We start from the raw sequence: 15,950 nt of genomic DNA, 5'->3' as shown, positions 1-15,950 counted from the left end.
ATAAAAATGAAAGAGAGGAAAGAGATGAGCCTAGGGGTAAGAGTAAAAGTCTGGGGGGATTATGCACTCTTTTCCCGTCCAGAAATGAAAGTAGAACGTTGCAGCTACGATATCATGACGCCGTCTGCCGCCAGGGGTATTTTGGAAGCAATCTATTGGCATCCGGGCATGTCCTGGAAGATCGACCGTATTCACGTCATAAAACCCATCCGGTTTACTTCCATTCGGAGGAATGAGGTCAAAAGTAAGCTTTCGGCTAATAATGCGCTTTCAGTCTATAACGGTGCGAAAAAAGAACTTTTCATCAGCAGCAAAGAGGAAATTGTACAGAGGGCGTCTCTATTATTAAAGGATGTGGAGTATGTTATAGATGCTCATTTTGAGTTGACGGACAAAGCAAACGACAGCGATAATCCGGGGAAGTTTAAGGATATTATCATGAGGCGTTTAAGGCGCGGGGAATGCTATCACACTCCCTATTTTGGATGCCGGGAATTTCCTGTGAATTTTTGTCTTTATGAGGAAGAAGTCCATGGCGCTTACGAGGTTGTGGAAGAAAAGGATCTGGGATTTATGCTTTATGACCTGGATTATTCGGATCCGGAGAATATACAGCCAATGTTTTTCCGGGCTGTTATGCGCCGGGGCGTCGTGGATTTGGAAGACTGCGAGGTGATTCGATGATACTGCAGGCGTTGGTAAAGCACTATGAGACTTTGGCGAAACAGGGAAAGGTGTCAAGGCAGGGCTGGTGTCAGACAAAAGTGTCCTATGCACTGGACATTGATGCAGAGGGGAATCTGCTGGGAATTATCTCGCTCAAGCAGGAAGTGGAGCGCGGGAAAAAGACGGCCTATTTACCTCAACTGATGGAAGTGCCGGAAATGGCGGCTCGTTCTTCGGGAGTATCGGCAAACTTCCTGTGTGATAATTCCAAATATCTGCTGGGGATTGACAAGGACGGAAGCGGAAAACGCGTTTTAGATTGTTTTCAGGCAGCTAAAGAAAAGCATGAGACTGTTTTGGCACAGGTGCAAAGCGAAGCTGCCATGGCGGTGAAAAATTTCTTTCAGCACTGGGAGCCCATAAAAGCAAAGGAAAATCCAGAACTGATTGAAAAATGGGAAGATATTACAGCCGGAGGAAATCTTGTTTTTTATGTGGGAACACAGTATGCACACGAAGATGCGTGTGTACGAAACGCCTGGGAGGAATTTCTTCAGGCGGATGGAAACGGGGAGCGGGAGATTTGCTTAGTGACTGGAAAAAAATCAGAAATATCCAGGATTCATAACGCGATACGAGGCGTCCAGGGCGCGCAGTCCAGCGGGGCGATATTGGTGTCTTTCAACGCCCCTTCTTTTGAGTCTTACGGAAAGGAACAGAGCTTTAATGCACCGGTTGGAAAGTACGCGATGTTTGCTTATACAACGGCGCTGAATTACCTGCTTTCCCAGAAAAAATATATATTTATGCTGGGAGATACGACTATTCTTTTCTGGGCGGAAGATGGCGAGGAGGTCTATCAGGATTTCTTTATGGGAGCAATGGAGCCGACAGAAGATAATCAGGAAATATTGAAGGGCGTTTTTTCCAACCTGCAGGCTGGTCGGGGGATTGACGTAGAGGGGATTCGGATTAATCCAGAACAAAAATTTTACATACTGGGTCTGGCGCCCAACGCGGCGCGGCTGTCGGTAAGGTTCTTTTATCAAAATCATTTTGGAAATATTTTATCAAGTATCCAAAAGCATTATGAGCAGATGAAAATTGTAAGACCATCCTGGGATAAAATAGAATTTCTGGGTATCTGGAGGATTCTTTTTGAGACTGTAAACCAGAAATCAAAGGAAAAGAAACCTCAGCCCAATATGGCGGCATCTGTGTTCGAAGCGGTTTTATCCGGGAAAAAGTATCCAGAAAGCTTATACAGTAATGTGATGATACGGATTCGTGCAGATCAGGGGAGAATTACCCGGGGACGGGCGGCAATTATAAAAGCCTGTTTGATACGAAATCACGGAAAACAATGGACAGAGGAGGGAAAATTTGTGGGATTAAATGAACAGTGTAAGGAGGCGGCTTATGTATTGGGAAGGGAATTTGCCGTGCTGGAAGCCATTCAGGAGGATGCAAATCCCGGAATTAATGCGACGATCAAAGATCGGTATTTTAATTCGGCCTGCGCGGCGCCTGCGTCGATATTTCCTATTTTGTTGAAGCTGAAAAACAGTCATATCCGAAAATTAGAGACTGGGAAACGGATTTTTTATGAAAAAATACTGACCGGCCTTCAGGGAATGATTGAAGTAGAAGATGACCGGCCCGCGGCGTTTCCGCGCCGCCTGTCTTTAGAAGAACAGGGAATGTTTATATTGGGTTATTACCACCAGGTTCAGAAACGTTTCGAGAAAAAGGAGGATAAGTAAATGGGTGAAGTGATTAAAAACAGGTATGAATTTGTCGTATTATTTGATGTGGAGAATGGAAACCCCAACGGAGACCCGGACGCGGGAAACATGCCGAGAATCGACCCGGAAAGCGGATATGGGCTGGTAACGGATGTATGCTTAAAGCGGAAAATCCGTAATTATGTTGAAATGATTAAAGAAGAGGAAGAGGGGTATCAGATCTATATTAAAGAGAATGTTCCATTAAACCGAAGTGACAGTAAGGCGTTTGAGTATTTGCATATCGAGGAAGCAAAAGCAAAAGATTTAAAGAAAAATGATCCGGAAGCAGATCGGAAAATCAGAGATTTTATGTGTAAAAACTTTTTTGATATTCGGACATTTGGTGCAGTTATGACCACATTTGTAAAGGCTTCTTTAAATTGTGGCCAGGTAAGAGGGCCTGTGCAGCTCGGATTTGCCAGAAGTATTGATCCAATCGTAAGCCAAGAAGTGACAATTACGAGAGTAGCAATTACCACCGAAAAAGATGCGGGGAATAAGAGCACGGAGATGGGGAGGAAAAATATCGTACCTTATGGTCTTTACCGAGTGGAGGGATATATTTCTGCAAATCTTGCAAGGAAAGTGACAGGTTTTTCGGAGGAGGATCTGGAGCTTTTGTGGGAAGCGATCATCAATATGTTTGAGCATGATCACTCGGCGGCAAGGGGGAAAATGTCAGTTCGGGAATTGATTGTATTTAAACACAGTAAAGAACTGGGCGATTGTCCGGCCTATAAACTGTTTGAGTCTGTGGAGGTAAAGAGAAACAAAGAAATTATTTATCCGAGAAAGTATCAGGATTACGAGGTTATCATTCATGAAGAGCAGGTTCCTGAAACGGTGGAGGTAATCAGAAAGATATAGTGGAGTACAGGGAAGATGATTATTTGATGATTTCCGGCATCCAGCATTTCCGATTTTGCCGCAGGCAGTGGGCTTTGATTCATATTGAGCAGCAATGGGCAGAGAATGTGCATACGGTCACAGGGGAATTGATGCATAAAAAAGCACATGATCCATATCTGACGGAAAACCGGAAGGATGTACTGATTACAAGGGCGCTGCCGGTCTCCTCCAGGACGCTGGGCGCAAGCGGGGAATGCGATGTAGTGGAGTTCCATCGAAGTGAAGAGGGAGTACATCTTCATGGACATCGGGGGTTATACAGCATTTTTCCTATTGAATATAAAAAGGGGAAACCCAAAATTTCAGAGGAGGATATTCTGCAGATTGCCGCCCAAACTATCTGCCTGGAAGAAATGTTTTCTACGGTTATTCCGGAGGCAGCTATTTTCTACGGCGAAACACGCCGCCGTGAAACGATAGAAATGACAGATGACTTGAGAATGAAAGTCCGGGATATGTTTAAGGAAATGCATCAGTACTATGAACGGCGTTACACTCCTAAGGTCAAGTGGAGTAAGAGCTGTAATGGCTGTTCTCTGAAGGATATTTGTCTGCCGAAGCTGGGGAAAACCATGCCAGTGGGAGAATATATAAAACTGGCACTGGAGGAAGAAGTATGAAGAAACTGCTGAATACTTTATATGTAACATCGGAGGACAGTTATCTTGCTTTGGACGGCGAAAATATAGTTGTGCTGGATAAGGAAAGAGAAATAGGGCGCCTTCCTCTCCATAATCTGGAGGGAATCGTCTCATTTGGTTATCGTGGAACTAGTCCGGCTTTGATGGGAGCATGTGCAGACCGGAATATTTCTCTCTGCTTTGTGAGTCCTGGCGGCAGATTTCTGGCACGGGTGACGGGAAATATAAAAGGAAACGTAGTATTGAGAGATAGACAGTACCGGACGAGTATGGATGAAGACAGCAGTCTGGAAATCGCAAGAAATTGCATTATTGGAAAAGTGTATAATGCAAGGTGGGTGCTGGAGCGTTCAATCCGGGATCATAGTATGCAGATTGATACAGTAAGAATTAAACACGCCGCTCTTTTACTGAAAGATGCTGTATTTCGAATCCGCAATTGTGACTCCAAAGACAGCTTGCGGGGCTGTGAAGGCGAGGCCGCCAGCGTTTATTTCAGCGTATTTGATGAATTGATTCTGCAGCAGAAAAAAGATTTTGCTTTTTCGGGCAGAAATAAAAGGCCGCCGACCGATAATGTGAATGCAATGTTGTCTTTTGTTTATACACTGCTGACAAATAATATCGCATCTGCACTGGAAACGGTAGGATTGGATCCTTACGTTGGAGTGTTTCACACGGAACGTCCCGGGCGCGTTTCTCTGGCCTTGGATTTAATAGAAGAGTTACGCCCTGTCCTGGCGGATCGATTTGTCCTTTCTATGATCAACAAGAAAATAGTTCGGCCGAAGGATTTCATGAAAAAGGAAAATGGAGCCGTTATGATGAGGGATGATGCACGAAAACGATTCCTTACAGAGTGGCAGAACCGAAAAAAAGAAATGCTGACACATCCGTATTTGCAGGAGAAAATAGAGTGGGGGATGGTTCCCTATGTTCAGGCTATGCTGCTGGCAAGATATCTGCGAGGCGATTTGGATGCATATCCGCCATTCTTGTGGAAGTGAGGTGAAAGTTTGCTGGTATTGATTACATATGATGTGAATACGGAGACAGCCGGAGGAAAAACGAGACTAAGAAAGGTTGCCAAGCAATGTGTTAATTACGGGCGGCGAGTCCAGAACTCGGTATTTGAGTGCATTATGGATAGTGCACAGTGTGTGTTACTGAAGTCAATATTGACAGAAATTATAGATGAAAAGGTAGACAGCCTTCGGTTCTACTATCTGGGAAATAAGTATAGAACAAAAGTCGAGCATGTCGGGGTTGATAAGGGAATTGCAGCAGATGAGACCTTGATTCTGTAGTGCGAGTGTAAAGCATACATGAAAAGTCCGGGAGATTCGCACCAAAAAAATTGCACAAAAAAAGGTTTCCTGATAGTAGATTGTGGTCTTGATTGTTGTATGGTATGAAATAAATATCCAAATGATACAAAACTCTCTCTGTTTTGTGTTGTATTATTGGATATATTTGCAGTCGTTCCCCTTGCGGGAACGTGGATTGAAATCTCTTTATATGTGAGTGATTCAAATACAACATCTGTCGTTCCCCTTGCGGGAACGTGGATTGAAATGGTGCAAAATGTGACCTTGACAGTCGGTGAACGATGTCGTTCCCCTTGCGGGAACGTGGATTGAAATTTAACATCTCAGATGGACGCTGATATCGATGTTGAGTCGTTCCCCTTGCGGGAACGTGGATTGAAATATTACACAATTGATGCCAAAACAAAAAAATTAACTGTCGTTCCCCTTGCGGGAACGTGGATTGAAATTGCATAGGCCATAATTCTCCTCCTTTTCCAGCCGTCGTTCCCCTTGCGGGAACGTGGATTGAAATATTACACAATTGATGCCAAAACAAAAAAATTAACTGTCGTTCCCCTTGCGGGAACGTGGATTGAAATGGTGCATGTACTTGACCACGCAGACCAGGGCGGGAACGTGGACTGAAATAAAAGAAATTACAGTATTAATGGCTCTATATTCGTCGTTCCCCGCCGTGGCTTGCAAGATATGGAGCAGAATATATCTAACATCGGAACTCTTATGATCTGAGATCAGATGAAGCAGCAGATAAATACATGGTTTCAAAAGTCCTGCCATAACGGAAGATTTCAAACATACGGTACTGTATATGGGAATGTCCTATTAATGTTCATCTCCTGTAAGCATCGATTATAAAGCTTTTGTAATTCAAGGTTCTGCAAAGGAGACGCCGATTATTTTACGGTATGAAAGCGAAGGAATGACCGGATCACTAAAACGTTCATGGTCAGGATACCGGCTATCCATATGGCGGACAGTATGGAGCCTGATATGGACGGAGTCTTCCTGCAGACAGAAAAGGTAAAATTATTTATCCAGTCGGCCGCGCGGTTGGACTCAGTACTGCGTCGTCGAGGGCAGTGCCGGTATTGGAAACAGATATACTTACAATTTTCCAAGCCATGAGAGCATCGACAGGATTCCGGTCAAACGAATCGGAAGAAAAGGGATACCAATAATATGAGCATCAGGAATCATAAATGGTACTGTATTCGGCCGGCCATATCATTTTCTTCTTTTTCAGGCCGTTTAGAAAGAAGGGAACGTAAGATATCAATTTCTTTTTCAGACAATCTGTCGTTTTCAATGTAGGCAGACAACATGGAGGTGATGTTTCCATCATAGAAGCGTTTCAGATAAGAATTACTTTCCTGGCCGATGTATACGCTCTCTTCTACCAGAGGAGTATAGACAAATACCCGGTTCTGCTTTTCATAAGAGAGAGCCCTTGGTCACGAGACGTTTGATCAAGGTCTGTATTGTTTTGGGACTCCATGAGGGCGAGTTTTCACACGACCTTCATAACTTTATATTCGGCTTCCGAAATCTGTGGCAACGCAGCCATGATTTGTCCCTCCCATTAATCTTACAAATGTAATAAAAATAGTATCATGGTATCGGTGGATATGCCAATTTCCAAAAAACAACTGATTGAAAAAGAAGTACTGTCATGGATAACTGTCTGCCGCCCTTGTTCTCTGATATGTGAAAATGATTAAAGTCTGAATTATGTATAATTTAACTATATCGGGGGAGATTTAATACAAAAGGCCATAAGGAGGTAATGGAAATGGAATTTTATAAATGCGGCAACTGTCATAGCATCGCATTGGAAGTGATTGCAGGAGAAGACGCCTGCGAGAAGAGCTTTGGCAAATTAGAGCCTAACGTTGTGGAGGCTTCCAATGAGAAGCACCTGCCGGTTGTGGAAAGGGACGGCGACACCCTGACAGTGACGGTGGGAAGTGTGGAGCATCCTATGCTTGAGGAGCATTATATCATGTTTATCTATCTGGAAACATGCTGTGGAGGAATCCTGAAGAAGCTTAAGCCAAATGACGCGCCAAAGGCAGTATTTCAGGTGCCGAAGGGCGAGACACCAAAAGCAGTGTATGAATACTGTAATATCCATGGACTCTGGAAAACAGAGATTTCCTGAAAAGCTGCCGGGGCGGATGTCCCGGCAGTTCTTTACTTTATGCTTAGATTCATCAGGGGTGCAGGCAATTAAATTCCGCCGGACGGTTTAATTTACCCAGGGACAGGATTTCGGGACCCCCCCGGCTGTTTTTATCCAGGCTGGCCGTGGTGATCTGGCTGTTGGCGTAGGTCCTGAAGAAATATTTTTTGGATGTGAGGTTCATAAAGGCGGTGTACTGGGTATAGTCAGGAGCGCCTCGGTCCGTCATAACACTCCCCTTTGGGATGCTGACACTTTCCATAATGTGAAAACAGGATAGAACCGCCTCTTTGTCCCCGGTGGGAGTAAAAGCGTGGCTTTTATGATATGCGGTACGAACAAACCTGGACGGGGGAGTATAGTCGCCCGGAAGGCCGAAGGTGCCGGCTCCCTGGCCGAAAGGGGTGAGAGACACGGAATTCCAATGGGCTTCATCCTGTTGAGAGGCTGTTATATTCATATAATTTCGAAGATTAGCCATGTGCCAGGGGAAATCAGGGCTGTTGGAAAGTACTCCGATGGAATCGTCATACAGGCGAAGTCCGGCTGCCACCTTTTCTATTACCACGCATCTGCCGTTTTGATCTGCTATAAGCCAGTGCAGGGGAGCGACAGAGTGAGTGATGGAATCTGCCACGCCGATGATGCGGATGGTATCAAGAAGTGAGACTGCGTGTTCCACCGACGCGCAGCTGCCCAAAAGAAGACTGAGCAGTTCGACGGCAGCAACAGGAATCTTAGAAGAATCGTCAGAATCCGGGGCGTCATATTGGGCATAGCCTGGAAAATAGAGCGCGGCGGCGGCAAAGCCCATATCATTGACCCCGTCCGCGAATGTAATGGGGGAAATATCCTGCCCGATTCCGATGAAACTATAAGGATTCCGGAATTGGTGGGTGTTCAGCATCGTATTCCATCGGTAGCCTTTGGGCACGATGTACAATTCAGGGTCGAGAAGATAAGAAAAATCCATGGTACGTCCAAAAAAGGTGTCTCCATGGATGGTTTGTATAGTCATTGCGGTGCACATTTGAAAGCCCTCCCTGTGGATGAAAGTGGACAAAACGACGGCTGGCTGAAAAATCCGGAATGATAATTCCCTTAGCAGCAAAAGAAAGCGGGGAGCTATGGAATTAACCGGAAGAAAGCAATATAATGTAGAATATGATGAGCGGAAGGCGTTTGCTACAGACGAGAGAAAAAAGAATAAGGAGGCTGTGCCATATGAAGTATTCCATTGTTTTTAGCAGCAAAACCGGAAATACCCGACTGCTGGCGGAAAAGATCAAAGATACGCTGCCTGAAGAGGAATGTATCTACAGCGGTGCACCGGATGTGAAAGCAGGAGAAGCAGATTTGATCTTTGCAGGTTTTTGGACAGACAAAGGATCATGTGATGAGACAATTTCCAGATTTTTGAGAAGCCTGCGCGGGAAGCAGGTATTTTTGTTTGGAACGGCCGGGTTTGGAGGCAGCGAAGAGTATTTCCGGCAGATCTTATCCCGGGTGGAAGAGCAGCTGGATGGGTCCAATTTCGTGATCGGTTCTTATATGTGCCAGGGGAAAATGGCCCCGGCGATTCGAAAACGGTATGAATCCAGGCTTACTGAGGGACCGGAGAAAATGAGGAAGCTGATTGAAAACTTTGATTTGGCCCTGCCGCATCCGGATGGAGCAGATTTAGTGCATCTTAAAGAAACGGTTTTGAGGTGCCTGGCGAAGGGATAAACGAAACGGCAGTTTTGGTTTATATCTTCCGGCTGTAAATGACAGTAAATTAATAATTAGCGGGTGGCAGATGATGATTTCTGCGCTATAATAGCTGATAGAAATAAAATAGAACGATATACGGGAGTTAAACCGAATGAGAATTTTTGGTCTGCTGATCATTCGTTTGTGATGTGGATGACAAAACGGAAAGTAGTTGAGAGAATGCATAAGAAGAAATGGCTGAAAAGGACTCTGATCATTCTGGCGGCTTTGCTGACCGCTGTATATGTCATCGCCTGTAATGTCATGATCGATCTCGCTCTGATACCAGAAAAAATGGAGCAGGCCCAGGCTTTTGAGGACCTGACGGAAGAGGGAATGGAAGCGCTGGTACATACAGACGATATCCAGGAGAACCGGGCGGAGGCCATATCAAAGACCAATGAATGGCTTCAGTCGGCGGATACGGAGCTTCTGTCAGTCACGACAGAGGACGGGTACCGTCTGGTGGCCCAGGCTTTTTATCAAGAAAAAGCAGATCACCGGTGGGTACTGCTCCTTCACGGATATACCGGATGGAAGGAAGAACTGTTTCCAATCGCTTACCGGTATGTACATCAGGGATATCAGGTTTTGGTGCCGGATATGCGGTGCAGCGGCGACAGTGAAGGAGATTTTATAGGTATGGGCTGGACAGACAGGCTGGATAATCAGCTATGGCTGGATGTCATCCTGGAAAAGGACCCGGACGCGGAGATTGTACTCCATGGACAGTCCATGGGTGCGTCCTGTGCTTTGATGATGGGCGGCGAAAAACTGCCTGTCAATGTAAAAGCGATCGTGTCGGACAGCGCTTATACAGACGTATACAGTATCTTCAAAAAACAGATGAAAGAATGGTTTCATCTTCCGGCATTTCCGCTGCTGGACGGAGCGAGCCTCATGCTGAAGCTCAGGGGCGGATACGATCTGAAGAAGGCTTCTGCCCTTGATGCCGTGAAACGGTGTACTCTCCCCGTTCTGATCATCCATGGAATGGAGGATGCGTTTGTTCCGGTGGAGATGGCCCAAATACTGTACAATGCTGCGGCAGGTGAGAAAGAGCTGCTATTGGCAGAGGGAGCGGGACATGCTCAGGCGCCTGACAAATCGCCCGATGAATATTATGAGACGGTCTTTTCTTTTCTGGAAAGACATGGAGTTCGGTAGAGGGGGATATATGGACTTTTATAAAAGAGCCGCGGAAGTCTGCAGGCGGATTCCCTGGGGGACAGTGGCTACGTACGGACAGATAGCTTTGCTCTGCGGGTTTCCAAAGAATGCCAGACAAGTGGGATTTGCGCTGGGACGGCGTCTTAGCGGACCGGATATCCCAGCCCATCGGGTAGTGAATTCCAAGGGATATTTAAGTGGGGCCGCTTCCTTTGATACACCGGATCTGCAGAAGCTTTTGCTGGAGAAGGAAGGAGTCCGGGTGGACGCAGAAAGGACTGTAGATTTGAAAAGATACGGATGGAAAAATTCTTTCGAAGATGCGCTGGAACTTCAGTACTTTTTTGACAGGCAGAGAATCTGAAAGCTGGGAGGATAAAAAAAGCTTTTTGTTTCTGTTTCCAGAAAATACCTTGGGCAGTGGAAGGGAGAAAGCATAAAGGTGGTTGATTAGAACAAGAGGAAGAAGTATCATAGAATGATAGAAGAGCCAGATGCTGCAAAGAAAGGACTGTAAGGTTCGTATCTGGCGGATAGGGGGATAAATATGAAACGGGGAATCGCGGCCGGCTGTGCCGCTTTGATGTGTATGGTCATGGTACTTTCTTTACTGGGCGGTCTGGGGCCGGTCCAGGCTGAGGTGCCTGAGGAGAGCGTACAGACAGAGGGGAATGCAGACAGAGAGAATGGTGTTCTGGAATCGCAGAAGGATGCGGACAGGACTGAGGAGACAACGGTTTCTCAAGGGGAGAGCAGTCAGGAATCCCATGAGACGAATCCTGCAGATACTGCTGAAGCTGGTACTTCCGCTGCCCGGGCGGTCACAGGCCGGACAGATATAGAATCCGAAGATACCACAGCTTCATCAGAAGCTGCGGCAGAGGGTGAATCAAGCTCGGACGTAGCGGAGAGCCAGAAAGGTCTGCAGCAGACGGAGAATAATATCAGAGTCTTTTCTTCTCAGCTGGATTACAGCCAGATGTATACGTTTTCCCAGGGCACGATCACCGGTTTTTCCGACAGCTATCTGAACAGCCTTCCGGAAGAAAATGGAAATCGGTATACGGATATCGTCATACCGGCTGAAATAAATGGACAGAAGGTGACGAAGATCGGCGGTTCTGCTTTTTTGGGAAGCACGAAGAGGTGTGAAGGAATACGGGTGAAGAGAATCGATTTGTCTGGCGCCGTTAATCTCGTAACAATAGACAGTATGGCGTTTTATGCCCTTGGTTCCATGTACAGTGAAATGGGCAGCTGTTCTCTGGTTCTGAATAAAGGGCTGGCCACCATCGGAGGCAATGCGTTCAATGGTCAAAAAACGTTGAACGGAAGCCTGTATATTCCGGACAGCGTGACCAGCATTGGTTCCAGCGCGTTTTCAGGCTGCGGGTTTGACGGTACCCTGCACCTGCCGGAAAATGCGTCCTTTACGGAAATACAGGGACAGGTATTTCAAAGGTGCTGCTTCACCGGGAGTCTGGAGATACCGGATAATGTAACATCTATTATAGGAAATTATGCTTTTAGTGAGAATGATTTTACAGAGATTGTCCTGAACAGTGGAATCACGAAGATCGGCGGTTCTTCTTTCATGGACTGCGGTCAGCTTACGAAGGTACGGGTCGCGGGAAAAACAGATTCCGCCGCGGCGGTGGAGCTGCCGGACGTTTTATCTGTGCTGGACAGCAACGTGTTTAGAAACTGCAAAAAGCTGTCGGGATGGGTAAAGATACCAGATGGAATTCTTAATGTGGGATCCAGCGTTTTCACAGGAACGGGAATCCGTACTATTTATATGCCGGACAGCGATACAGTCGCTTATACCACTAATTTTCTTTTCGATACCACCTTGAATGCTGCCGTATTTCCGACTAAGGCTTTATATGATCAGTACCAGCCCAAGATGAACAGCGGGTCCAGGCAGTACTGCGCCTATCCGCTCACGGTGACGTTTCTGGATGAGGCGGAACAAGTATTGACGACTAGAGAGACCTTGTATCAGCGCCCTCTCAATTACCATGAAACAGCCAATGGATGGGAAGAGGATTCGGATTTCCATTTCCCTGAAACAGCAGAGAGCATGGTGGGCTACGATATCGGCTGGAGTTTTACAAAAGGAGGAAAGGTAGCTGCTGCCAATGCACTTGTGGCGGGCGGAACTCTCTATTTCTCCAAATCGGTATCCGCTCCGCAGATTACATTTGAGGAAGTAAAAACGAAAGAATATGATGGGAAGACGGAATACATCCGCTGCTTAGCATCCCATCCCCTGGCGGGAGAGGACGGAGAATACACCTTTTTGTATTGCACTTTGAAAGGAAATGACAGTTCGTTTTTTTATGCCAGTGATGAGCCCTTTGTTTACCCGGTCACTGATGTTGGGGATTCTATGAGATATGTCTGCTATGTGCAGATGTACGAAAAGGCTCATCCGGAGTACCGCGGCAAATGGAGTATGAGCACCTGGTATGATTATTTTGCGACATGGGTAGATATCCGCCAGGCCAGCCCCGTATATCATCCCCAATTTCCGGACCATGTGCCGGCGGGAACAACTGTCTCGCAGATTCCCCTGGAGTTGACTATCGGGGATACGCCGGGGACGGTCAGCTGGGATGTTCCGGACGCAGTTATAAACGGAGGAGAACAGACTCTTGCCTGGACCTATATTCCGGAGGATACGGAAAACTATATTTCGGCAGGACTGACTGGGGAAGCCAAGATCACCGGTGATGTGGAATATCCCATACACATAGAGAGGGAGGGGAAGGGAACCGTCGATCCTGACACAGACTCCTGCCCCGTGGCCGGCCAGATCTTTACTTTCACGCCGGAATATGGATATAAGCTTCAGTCCGTGATGGTGGACGGCATGGAGATGGTGCAAAGGGTACAGCAGCTGGATACCGGGAGAGTCAGTTACACGCTAGATCTTATTCCTGCGGGGCAGACTGAGATGAAGGTGGTCTTTGGGCCGGTCAAGACTGAGGATCTGGAGGACATGGCTGAGGCTCTGCCGAAGGCGGTGGAGGATGAACAGGATATCCGGGATGTCCTGAATATGAAGATGCATTATGAAGCTCTGGAGGAACAGGAGAAAAATTCTGTCTCAGAGGATACCGTCAAAAAGCTGGCGGGCGCCCTTCAGCAGATTCCCTCTGTGGAAGTACGGACCAATCTGCCGGAAGCACAGGGAGAGATTCTTTCAAAAGATCAGGAGGCGTATCTGCTGAGCTGTATGACTGCGGAAGAGGCGGGACAGCTCCTGGACGGCACCATAGGCCGTTTTGTGGTTGCCATGCATGTGCTTCCGAAGGATGAAACAGAGATGGATGTAGCAGCATCTGTGGCACAGGTCCTTGGAGATTATCAGATTGGGACGCATTATGAAATAAGCATAGAAAAGCAGATCTTTGAAAACGCTTCGGCGGGAGTGCCGGACCGGACAGAGACCATCTCAGAGCTGAGTATACCCCTCCGCCTGGTGCTCACAGTACCAGAAGAGCTGATGCCATCTGAAGGCACAGTCCGGAAATTCGCCTTGATCCGAACCCATGATTTTGGCGGGAAGATTGTTTCACAAGTTCTGGAGGACCTAGACCTGGAGGCTTCTACCATAACAGTTGATTCCGGCTATTTCTCCACATACTCTGTAGTTTATGCTGATTCGAAAAAAGAAGAAGAATCTACGGAAGCAGAGGAAACTACGGAGCCGGAGGAAAGTAAAGAAGAAGGAAGCGGCAGCTCCGAAAGTAAGGAGGCCGGAAATCCGACGAAATCGGCCGGTCCGTCCAAGCCGGGAAGCTCGGTAGGAAAAAATGGAAAGGGAGCTGCCGGCACGGCAGGCCAAAATGTGAAAACCGGAGATCAGGCACCTGTCTTACCTGCCATATCTGGAATTCTGGCGGCAATACTGGTGGCAGCCCTGTTGATTTCTTATAAGAAAAAAATTTCTCATCAGGAGGAAAGCTAAAAGACAGTTAAGATTCTATGATTGCTAAAACCGGCGGAACGGTTCCGCCGGTTTTAGTTTCTCTTGTTGACAAAGTCAAAATTTGGGAATAAAATAATAATAGTTACTATTTTATTTTTCTTTAACGGAGGTGTGCTATGGCGGTGTACAAATGCAGTATTTGCGGTTACATATTTGACGAGGAAAAAGAGGGAAAAGCTTTTTTGGAACTCAAAGAATGTCCGGTCTGCCATCAGATGAAAAACTATTTTGACAGAGTGGAGCAGGAAGAAAACAAGGAGGAGGTGACTTCAGAGGCGAAGGAACAGAGCCTGGAATATCCGGCTGATTTTGTCCGGAAGGATGACAGTATCCGATATATGAAGGAGATTCATCAGATGGCAGTGAGCGGAGCCTCGATCATAGGGGCGATGGGGACCCAGATGAAGATGCCGGGCTGGGACAATATTTTGATATTGGGCAGTCAGCTTAACCCGATGCCGCTGGAAGAACATGCCGAGATCGATACAACGACAGTGATTGGTCCACATGCCAAAAAGCCTCTGGTCATTGATAATCCGGTATATATTTCCCATATGTCCTTCGGGGCCCTTTCCAAAGAGACGAAGATCGCCCTGGCGAAAGGAAGCGCCCTGGCCGGAACTGCCATGTGCAGCGGAGAAGGCGGGATCCTGCCGGAAGAGATGGAAGCCGCTGCCAAATATATTTTTGAATATGTGCCGAACCGCTATAGTGTGACGCCAGAGAACCTGAAGAATTCCGATGCTGTTGAGATTAAGATCGGTCAGGGGACGAAACCAGGTATGGGAGGCCATCTGCCCGGCAGCAAGGTCACTCCGGAGATCGCGAAGATCCGGAATAAGCCTGTGGGTAAAGATATTATAAGCCCGTCTTATTTTCGGGATGTCACCAATAAAGAGGAATTGAAGGAGCTGGTGGCCCAGCTCAGAATGGCTTCGGAGGGACGGCCTATCGGTATAAAGATTGCTGCCGGACATGTTGAACGGGATTTGGAATACTGCGTCTATGCGGAACCGGATTTTATCACCATTGACGGCCGGGGAGGAGCGACGGGGGCCAGCCCTCAGATCATACGGGACGCGACGAGCGTACCGACTGTCTATGCGCTGTACCGGGCAAGAAAATACCTGGATTCCATAAATTCGGATATTTCTCTGGTGATAACGGGAGGCCTGCGGGTATCCTCTGATTTTGCCAAAGCGCTCGCCATGGGAGCTGACGCGGTCGCAATAGCCTCAGCCGGATTGATTGCGGCGGCTTGCCAGCAGTACCGCATATGCGGTACGGGCATGTGTCCGGTCGGAGTAGCCACTCAAGACCCGGAGTTGAGGGCCCGTTTCAAAGTAGACGCCGCGGCGAAAAGAGTGGCTAATTTCCTGAACGCGTCCCTGGAAGAGCTTAAGACCTTTGCGAGAATAACAGGCCATGAAAAGCTCAGCGGCCTGTCTGTAAAAGATTTGTGTACAATTGACAGGGAGATTTCTGACTATACCAATATCCCGCACGCGTGAATGCGGG

13 protein-coding genes, 1 pseudogene and 1 CRISPR repeat array are annotated in these 15,950 nt (G+C 47.0%); of the genes and pseudogenes, 12 read left to right on the top strand and 2 right to left on the bottom strand.

Annotated elements, in window-relative coordinates; genetic code table 11:
• Positions 1–24 precede the first annotated feature (24 nt).
• From cas5c to cas2, 6 genes are read left to right on the top strand one after another with little or no spacing between them, the layout of a single operon-like run.
• Positions 25–684, top strand: coding sequence for a type I-C CRISPR-associated protein Cas5c (gene cas5c, locus LQE92_RS10915; protein WP_231062994.1), 660 nt, complete (start codon positions 25–27; stop codon positions 682–684).
• On the top strand, positions 681–2,429 hold the full coding sequence (cas8c, locus tag LQE92_RS10910; protein WP_231062993.1) for a type I-C CRISPR-associated protein Cas8c/Csd1: 1,749 nt from the start codon (positions 681–683) through the stop codon (positions 2,427–2,429). The genes cas5c and cas8c overlap by 4 nt, the downstream gene beginning before the upstream one ends.
• Positions 2,430–3,320 (top strand): type I-C CRISPR-associated protein Cas7/Csd2, encoded by an 891-nt coding sequence (gene cas7c, locus LQE92_RS10905; RefSeq protein ID WP_231062992.1) that lies wholly within the window; start codon positions 2,430–2,432, stop codon positions 3,318–3,320.
• A complete protein-coding gene (gene cas4 / locus LQE92_RS10900; protein WP_231062991.1) occupies positions 3,320–3,982 on the top strand; it encodes a CRISPR-associated protein Cas4 in 663 nt (220 codons plus the stop codon). Before cas7c ends, cas4 begins: the two co-directional genes overlap by 1 nt.
• Positions 3,979–5,010, top strand: a complete 1,032-nt coding sequence (gene cas1c / locus LQE92_RS10895) for a type I-C CRISPR-associated endonuclease Cas1c (RefSeq protein WP_231062990.1) — start codon at positions 3,979–3,981, stop codon at positions 5,008–5,010. Before cas4 ends, cas1c begins: the two co-directional genes overlap by 4 nt.
• A gap of 9 nt (positions 5,011–5,019) precedes the next feature.
• Positions 5,020–5,310 (top strand): CRISPR-associated endonuclease Cas2, encoded by a 291-nt coding sequence (gene cas2, locus LQE92_RS10890; protein ID WP_231062989.1) that lies wholly within the window; start codon positions 5,020–5,022, stop codon positions 5,308–5,310.
• Between the two features lie 171 nt (positions 5,311–5,481).
• Positions 5,482–5,912: a CRISPR direct-repeat array (repeat unit 32 nt; unit sequence GTCGTTCCCCTTGCGGGAACGTGGATTGAAAT).
• Between the two features lie 615 nt (positions 5,913–6,527).
• Here the strand turns inward: cas2 and LQE92_RS14645 are convergent.
• Positions 6,528–6,898, bottom strand: a pseudogene (locus LQE92_RS14645) (BlaI/MecI/CopY family transcriptional regulator).
• Positions 6,899–7,123: 225 nt separating this feature from the next.
• On the opposite strand from LQE92_RS14645, the gene LQE92_RS10880 reads away from it, so the two are divergent.
• Positions 7,124–7,492: a desulfoferrodoxin family protein gene (locus tag LQE92_RS10880; protein ID WP_331001285.1), complete on the top strand. Its 369-nt coding sequence runs from the start codon at positions 7,124–7,126 to the stop codon at positions 7,490–7,492.
• A 52-nt stretch (positions 7,493–7,544) separates the two neighbouring features.
• Here the strand turns inward: LQE92_RS10880 and LQE92_RS10875 are convergent, their stop codons facing one another.
• Complete coding sequence (locus LQE92_RS10875; RefSeq protein WP_231062987.1) at positions 7,545–8,543, bottom strand: linear amide C-N hydrolase; 999 nt, start codon at positions 8,541–8,543, stop codon at positions 7,545–7,547.
• Between the two features lie 194 nt (positions 8,544–8,737).
• On the opposite strand from LQE92_RS10875, the gene bilS reads away from it, so the two are divergent.
• The 5 genes from bilS to LQE92_RS10850 all read left to right on the top strand — a co-directional run bounded on the left by bilS (position 8,738) and on the right by LQE92_RS10850 (position 15,943).
• A complete protein-coding gene (gene bilS, locus LQE92_RS10870) occupies positions 8,738–9,241 on the top strand; it encodes a flavodoxin family protein BilS (RefSeq protein WP_231062986.1) in 504 nt (167 codons plus the stop codon).
• A 177-nt stretch (positions 9,242–9,418) separates the two neighbouring features.
• Entirely contained in the window at positions 9,419–10,432 is a 1,014-nt protein-coding gene (locus tag LQE92_RS10865) for an alpha/beta hydrolase (RefSeq protein ID WP_231062985.1), read from the top strand.
• Between the two features lie 10 nt (positions 10,433–10,442).
• Positions 10,443–10,799 (top strand): MGMT family protein, encoded by a 357-nt coding sequence (locus LQE92_RS10860; protein ID WP_231062984.1) that lies wholly within the window; start codon positions 10,443–10,445, stop codon positions 10,797–10,799.
• 183 nt (positions 10,800–10,982) lie between these two features.
• Positions 10,983–14,411: a leucine-rich repeat domain-containing protein gene (locus LQE92_RS10855; protein WP_231062983.1), complete on the top strand. Its 3,429-nt coding sequence runs from the start codon at positions 10,983–10,985 to the stop codon at positions 14,409–14,411.
• A gap of 137 nt (positions 14,412–14,548) precedes the next feature.
• Positions 14,549–15,943: a glutamate synthase-related protein gene (locus tag LQE92_RS10850; RefSeq protein WP_231062982.1), complete on the top strand. Its 1,395-nt coding sequence runs from the start codon at positions 14,549–14,551 to the stop codon at positions 15,941–15,943.
• Positions 15,944–15,950: the final 7 nt, after the last annotated feature.

Origin of the sequence: Lientehia hominis (assembly GCF_021044755.1) — a bacterium.
Lineage (GTDB): Bacteria > Bacillota > Clostridia > Lachnospirales > Lachnospiraceae > Lientehia > Lientehia hominis.
The sequence above is the reverse complement of the archived record's forward strand: the minus strand, read 5'-3'. Positions and strand labels throughout refer to the sequence as shown.

Excerpts from the sequence above, each read along its gene's own strand:
- LQE92_RS10865 (WP_231062985.1), top strand. The coding sequence starts at position 9,419 with ATGACAAAACGGAAAGTAGTTGAGAGAATGCATAAGAAGAAATGGCTG.
- LQE92_RS10855 (WP_231062983.1), top strand. The coding sequence starts at position 10,983 with ATGAAACGGGGAATCGCGGCCGGCTGTGCCGCTTTGATGTGTATGGTC.
- cas5c (WP_231062994.1), top strand. The coding sequence starts at position 25 with ATGAGCCTAGGGGTAAGAGTAAAAGTCTGGGGGGATTATGCACTCTTT.
- LQE92_RS10850 (WP_231062982.1), top strand. The coding sequence starts at position 14,549 with ATGGCGGTGTACAAATGCAGTATTTGCGGTTACATATTTGACGAGGAA.
- cas8c (WP_231062993.1), top strand. The coding sequence starts at position 681 with ATGATACTGCAGGCGTTGGTAAAGCACTATGAGACTTTGGCGAAACAG.
- cas7c (WP_231062992.1), top strand. The coding sequence starts at position 2,430 with ATGGGTGAAGTGATTAAAAACAGGTATGAATTTGTCGTATTATTTGAT.
- LQE92_RS10860 (WP_231062984.1), top strand. The coding sequence starts at position 10,443 with ATGGACTTTTATAAAAGAGCCGCGGAAGTCTGCAGGCGGATTCCCTGG.
- cas1c (WP_231062990.1), top strand. The coding sequence starts at position 3,979 with ATGAAGAAACTGCTGAATACTTTATATGTAACATCGGAGGACAGTTAT.
- LQE92_RS10880 (WP_331001285.1), top strand. The coding sequence starts at position 7,124 with ATGGAATTTTATAAATGCGGCAACTGTCATAGCATCGCATTGGAAGTG.
- LQE92_RS10875 (WP_231062987.1), bottom strand. The coding sequence starts at position 8,543 with ATGTGCACCGCAATGACTATACAAACCATCCATGGAGACACCTTTTTT.
- bilS (WP_231062986.1), top strand. The coding sequence starts at position 8,738 with ATGAAGTATTCCATTGTTTTTAGCAGCAAAACCGGAAATACCCGACTG.